Below are 6,000 nucleotides of genomic sequence, written 5' to 3'. Positions count from 1 at the left end.
CGGGGCAGGCGAACTACGCGGCGGCCAACACCTACCTGGACGCGCTCGCCCACGCCCGCCGTGCCGAAGGGCTCCCCGCCACCTCCATGGCCTGGGGACTGTGGGCCGAGGCGAGCGGCATGACCGGCGCGATGAGCACGGCCGACCGGCAACGGATGAAGCGGCTCGGTGTCCGGCAACTCCCCTCCGAGCAGGGCCTGCAACTCTTCGACGCCGCCCTCGCCTCGCCCGAACCCCTGTTGGTCACGGCCGCGTTGGACCTCCCCGCGCTCCGCGTCCGGGCCGGCGAAGGCACGCTGACCGGGATGCTCAGCGGCGTCGTCCCCGCGCCACCGCGCCGGACCGCGAGCAGCGCCCCCAGCGCCCCATCGGGGTCCGCGCTCCCGCAGCGGCTCGCCGCGATGCCCGAGGCGGAGCGCGAACGCACCCTGCTGAACCTGATCCGGGAACAGGTCACCGCCGTACTCGGCCTGCCTTCCGACGCGGACACCGAACTCTCCACCACCTTCAAGAACCTGGGCTTCGACTCGCTCACCGGCCTCGACCTGCGCAACCGGCTCAACACGGCGACCGGTCTCCGACTGCCCGCCACCCTCGTCTTCGACCACCCGACCCCGGCCGCGCTGCTGCGCACCCTCCGGGAGTCACTGCTGGGCACCGAGGACGAGACCGCCAGCGGCAGCACCGCGCCGGCGGCCACCGACGAACCCATCGCGATCGTGGGCATGGCCTGCCGCTACCCCGGCGGGGTGGAATCGCCCGAAGACCTGTGGAACCTCGTGGCCGAGGGCCGCGACGCCATCTCGCCGTTCCCGACGGACCGGGGCTGGGACCTGGAGGACCTCTACGACCCCGACCCCGCGGCCTCCGGCAAGGCGTACACCCGCGAAGGCGGCTTCCTGTACGACGCGGGCGACTTCGACGCCGGGCTCTTCGAGATCTCCCCGCGTGAAGCCCTCGCCATGGACCCCCAGCACCGGCTGCTCCTTGAGACGTCCTGGCAGGTGCTGGAGCGGTCGGGTATCGACCCGGTCTCGCTGCGCGGCAGCCGTACCGGCGTGTTCGTCGGCGTCATGTACCACGACTACGCCTCGGGGATGCAAAAGGTGCCCGAGGGAGTCGACGGGTACCTGCTGATGGGCAACACCGGAAGCGCCGCCTCGGGCCGGCTGTCGTACGCCTTCGGCTTCGAGGGACCCGCGGTCACCGTGGACACCGCCTGCTCGTCCTCACTCGTGGGTCTGCACCTGGCGGCCCAGGCGCTGCGGAACGGCGAGTGCACGATGGCCCTCGCCGGTGGTGTGACGGTCATGTCGACGCCCGAGGTGTTCGTCGAGTTCAGCCGTCAGCGTGGGTTGTCGGCCGACGGTCGGTGCAAGGCGTTCTCGGCCGCGGCGGACGGTACCGGGTGGTCCGAGGGCGTCGGGGTGCTCTTGGTGGAGCGGCTGTCGGACGCGGTGCGCAAGGGGCATCGGGTGCTGGCCGTCGTACGGGGGTCGGCGGTCAATCAGGACGGTGCCAGCAACGGGCTGACGGCGCCGAACGGGCCGTCGCAGCAGCGGGTGATCCGGCAGGCGCTGGCGAGTGCCGGCCTGGAGACGGGGGACGTGGATGCCGTCGAGGCGCACGGGACCGGCACCACGCTCGGCGACCCGATCGAGGCGCAGGCCGTCATCGCGACCTACGGGCAGGGGCGTCAAGAGCCGCTGTATCTAGGGTCGTTGAAGTCGAACATCGGTCATGCGCAGGCCGCTGCCGGGGTGGCGGGTGTGATCAAGATGGTGATGGCGATGCGGGCGGGTGTGCTGCCGCAGACGTTGCACGTCACCGAGCCGTCGCCGCACGTGGACTGGTCCGCCGGTGCGGTGGAGCTGCTCACCGAGGCGCGGGAGTGGCCCGAGACCGGGCGCCCCCGTCGTGCGGGTGTGTCGTCCTTCGGGGCGAGCGGCACCAACGCACACGTGGTCCTGGAGCAGGGACCCGAGTCCGCCCCCGCCGAGCCCGTCGTGGACGACCGCGTTCTGCCCTGGCTGATCTCGGCCAAGTCCGACGACGCGCTCCGTGCCCAGGCGCGTGCGCTCTCCACGTACGTGCGTGAACACCCCGAAGTCGGTCTCGCCGCCGTCGCCTCGGTGCTCGCCGGATCACGCGCCGCTCTCGACGAGCGTGCCGTCGTGGTGGGTTCCTCGCGCGAAGCCCTGCTGACGGGGCTCGACGCACTCGCCGCGGGCGAAGCCGGCTCGGGCGTCGTACGAGGGTCGGCCCTCGGGTCCGGAGACTTCGCCTTGTTGTTCAGTGGGCAGGGGAGTCAGCGGGTGGGGATGGGGCGTGAGTTGTATGCCGCGTTCCCGGTGTTCGCGGAGGCGTTCGACGCGGTGGTCGCGGAGCTGGACCGGGAGTTGGCCGGTCATGTGGGGCATGGGGTGCGTGATGTGGTGTGGGGGGAGGGGGAGTTGCTGGGGGAGACGGTGTTCACGCAGGCCGGGTTGTTCGCGGTCGAGGTGGCGCTGTTCCGGTTGGTGGAGTCCTTCGGGGTGCGTCCCGACTTCCTGCTGGGTCATTCGATCGGGGAGTTGGCGGCGGCTCATGTGGCGGGTGTGTGGTCGCTTGCCGATGCGGCTGCTGTGGTGGCCGCGCGGGGGAGGTTGATGCAGGCGCTGCCGGCTGGCGGGGTGATGGTGGCGGTGCAGGCGACGGAGGCCGAAGTCGCGGAAGTGCTGGGGGATGGTGCGGAGATTGCGGCCGTCAACGGTCCGTCGTCGGTGGTGATCTCCGGGGACGAGACGGCTGTTCTGGCGGCTGCGGGTGCGTTGAAGGAGTTGGGGCGCAAGACGAAGCGGCTGGTAGTCAGCCATGCGTTCCATTCGGCGCGGATGGAGCCGATGCTGGCGGAGTTCCGTGCGGTGCTGGAGGGTGTGTCGTACGCGGAGCCGCACCTGCCGATCGTGTCGAACCTGACCGGTCGGGTGGCGTCGGCGGGGGAGTTGACGGACCCGGGGTACTGGGTGCGTCAGGTCCGTGAAGCCGTCCGTTTCGGTGACGGTGTGGCGGAGTTGCGTGCGGCCGGGGTCAGGACGTTCCTGGAACTGGGCCCCGACAGCGTACTCACCGCCATGGTGCGGGAGAACGCGGCGTCGGTCGCCAGTGCCTCCGTGCTGCGCTCGGGCCGTGCCGAGGGGGAGGTCCTGCTGTCGGCCCTCGCCCTCGCCCATGTCCGGGGCTGCGCCGTCGACTGGTCCGGGGCCTCGCTTCCCGCCGCCCGCGCGGATCTCGATCTGCCCACCTACGCCTTCCAGCGCAGCCGGTACTGGCTCGACGGCGCCCTCGGCGCGCCCGCCGACGCGGCCGGGCTCGGTCTGGTCGCGGCCGGGCATCCCCTGGTCGGTGCGACCGTACGCGTCGCCGGGACCGGGGCCGTGATGCTGACCGGACGTATCTCGCTGCAGGCCCAGCCGTGGCTGCGTGACCACGCGGTCGCGGGCGTGGTGCTGCTGCCGGCGGCGGCCTTCGTGGAACTGGCCCTCCAGGCCGGTGACCGGGTCGGACTGCCGCACGTGACCGAGCTGACCCTGGAAACACCGCTGGTGATCCCCGCGCAGGGCGCCCTCGCCCTCCAGGTGCACGTCGATCCGCGGACCGCCGACGGGCGCAGGCCCGTCGGGGTGTACTCCCGCAGCGAGACGGCGGGCGAAGACGGCGAGTGGATCTGCCACGCCGTGGGCTTCCTCGGGGAGACGGCCGGGAACGGCTCGGACTCCGGGTTCGACCTGTCCGCCTGGCCCCCGGCCGGTTCGCACCCCGTCGACACCGACGACTTCTACGCCCGCGCCGCCGCCGCGGGATACGGCTACGGACCCGCCTTCCAGGGGCTGCGCGCCCTGTACCAGGGCCAGGACGGAGAACTGTTCGCCGAGGTCGCCCAGCCCGCCGAGCCGGCAGCCGGTGCCGACCTGTTCGGGATCCACCCGGCCCTGCTCGACTCCGCCCTCCACGCCCTCGTCGCGGTCGCCCCGGACGACGACCGGGTGCGCCTGCCCTTCGCCTGGCACGGTCTGACCCTGCACGCCACCGGCGCCGACACCCTGCGCGTGCGCTTGGCCCCGGTCGACGGGGACGCCGACTCGGTCCTGGTCCAGATCGCCGACGGCACCGGACAGCCCGTCCTCTCCGCCGCGACCCTCGACGTGCGCACGGCCGACCCGGCACGGCTGACCGGCGTCCCCTCCGCCACGGACGCCCTGTACCCGGTGGTCTGGACCCCGATCGGCACCGCACCGGCCGAGCGGACCGACGACGACCCGGAACTCACCTTCCACCACTGCATGCCGGCCGGGGGAGCCGACGCCGATCTCGCCGAGGCCGCCAAGGCCGCGGCCCTCGAGGCACTGACGGCGTTGCAGGCATGGCTGGCCGATACGGCCTCGGCCTCCGCGTGCTTCGTGGTCGTCACCCGTGGCGCCGTCGCCGCGGCCCCCGGCGACCCGCTCTCCGGGCTCTCCCAGGCCCCCGTCTGGGGGCTGGTGCGAGCAGCTCAGAGCGAGCATCCGGGCCGGTTCCTGCTGATCGACGTCGACGCCGAAACCGCCACGGCGGACCTGACCGAGGTGGCCCGCGCCGCTCTGGCCTCCGGCGAGACCCAGGTCGCGGTACGCGCGGGCACGGTCCTCACACCGAGGCTCACCCGGCCGGGACGGAACGGAACGCTGACACCGCCGGCCTCCGACACCTGGCGGCTGGGAGTGTCGGACGAGGGCGAGGGCACCATCGAAGGGCTGACGCTGACCGAGACGTCGGCGCAGCCGCTGGGCCCGGGTCAGGTGCGGGTCGACGTACGGGCGGCCGGCCTCAACTTCCGGGACGTACTGATCGCGCTGGGCATGTACCCGGGCGCCGCGACGATGGGCGGCGAGGGCGCCGGGGTCGTGACCGAGGTGGGGCCCGATGTCTCCGGGTTCGCGGTCGGGGACCGGGTGTTCGGCATGCTGCCGTCCTTCGGCCCGGTGGCCGTGGCCGATGTGCGGACGGTGGCTGCGCTGCCGGAGGGGTGGTCGTTCGAGCAGGGCGCGTCGGTGCCGGTCGTGTTCCTGACGGCTTGGTACGGGCTCGTGGAGCTGGGTGCACTTCAGCCCGGTGAGCGGGTGCTGGTGCACGCCGGTGCGGGCGGGGTCGGTATGGCGGCGATCCAGATCGCCCGTCACCTGGGCGCCGAGGTCTTCGCGACGGCGAGCGAGGGCAAGTGGGAGGTGTTGCGCGCGATGGGGCTGGACGACGCGCACATCGCCAGCTCCCGCACGCTCGACTTCGAGCGGAAGTTCGCCGGTGGCGTCGACGTGGTGCTGAACTCCCTCGCGGGTGAGTTCATCGACGCCTCGCTGCGGCTGCTGCGCGACGGCGGCCGGTTCCTGGAGATGGGCAAGACCGATATCCGGGACGGGATCGAAGAGGTTGCCTATCAGGCGTACGACTTGCTGGCCGCGGGGCCGGATCGGATCGGGGCGCTGCTGCGCGAAGTGATGCCGCTCTTCGCTTCCGGTGTGCTGCAGCCGTTGGCGGTGCGGTCGTTCGATGTGCGGCGGGCGCCGGAGGCGTTCCGGTTCATGTCGCAGGCCAAGCACACGGGCAAGCTGGTGCTGCGCATGCCCCGGCGCCTTGACCCGGACGGCACGGTCCTGATCACGGGCGGCACCGGCACGCTGGGCACGCTGGTGGCGCGGCACCTGGTCGCCGAGCACGGAGTACGGAACCTGGTGCTGGTCAGCCGTAGCGGCGGTGAGGTCCCCGAGGGGCTGGATGCCCGGGTCGTAGTCGAAGCCTGCGACGTGTCCGACCGGGAGGCGCTCGCCGCCCTCCTGGAGCGGATACCGACCCCGCTGACCGGCGTCGTCCACGCGGCGGGTGTACTGGACGACGGTCTGATCGAGTCGCTCACCCCCGAGCGACTGGAGAACGTCCTGCGGGTCAAGGTCGACGGCGCGGTCAACCTGCACGAACTCACCGCGA

The 6,000-nt window shown here is 72.4% G+C and carries 1 protein-coding gene (cut by a window edge); it reads left to right on the top strand.

The annotated features are described in order from the left end of the window. The coding region annotated (locus IE316_RS36050; RefSeq protein WP_268257660.1) for a type I polyketide synthase crosses the window boundary (this coding region is incomplete at its 5' end): on the top strand, positions 1-6,000 show 6,000 of its 29,621 nt. The annotated region continues 23,621 nt past the right edge of the window.

The sequence above is a fragment of the Streptomyces fumanus genome (assembly GCF_014655295.1).
Classification (GTDB): Bacteria; Actinomycetota; Actinomycetes; order Streptomycetales; family Streptomycetaceae; genus Streptomyces; species Streptomyces fumanus.
Note: the sequence above shows the minus strand (reverse complement) of the source record. Positions and strands in the feature narration are given on the sequence as shown.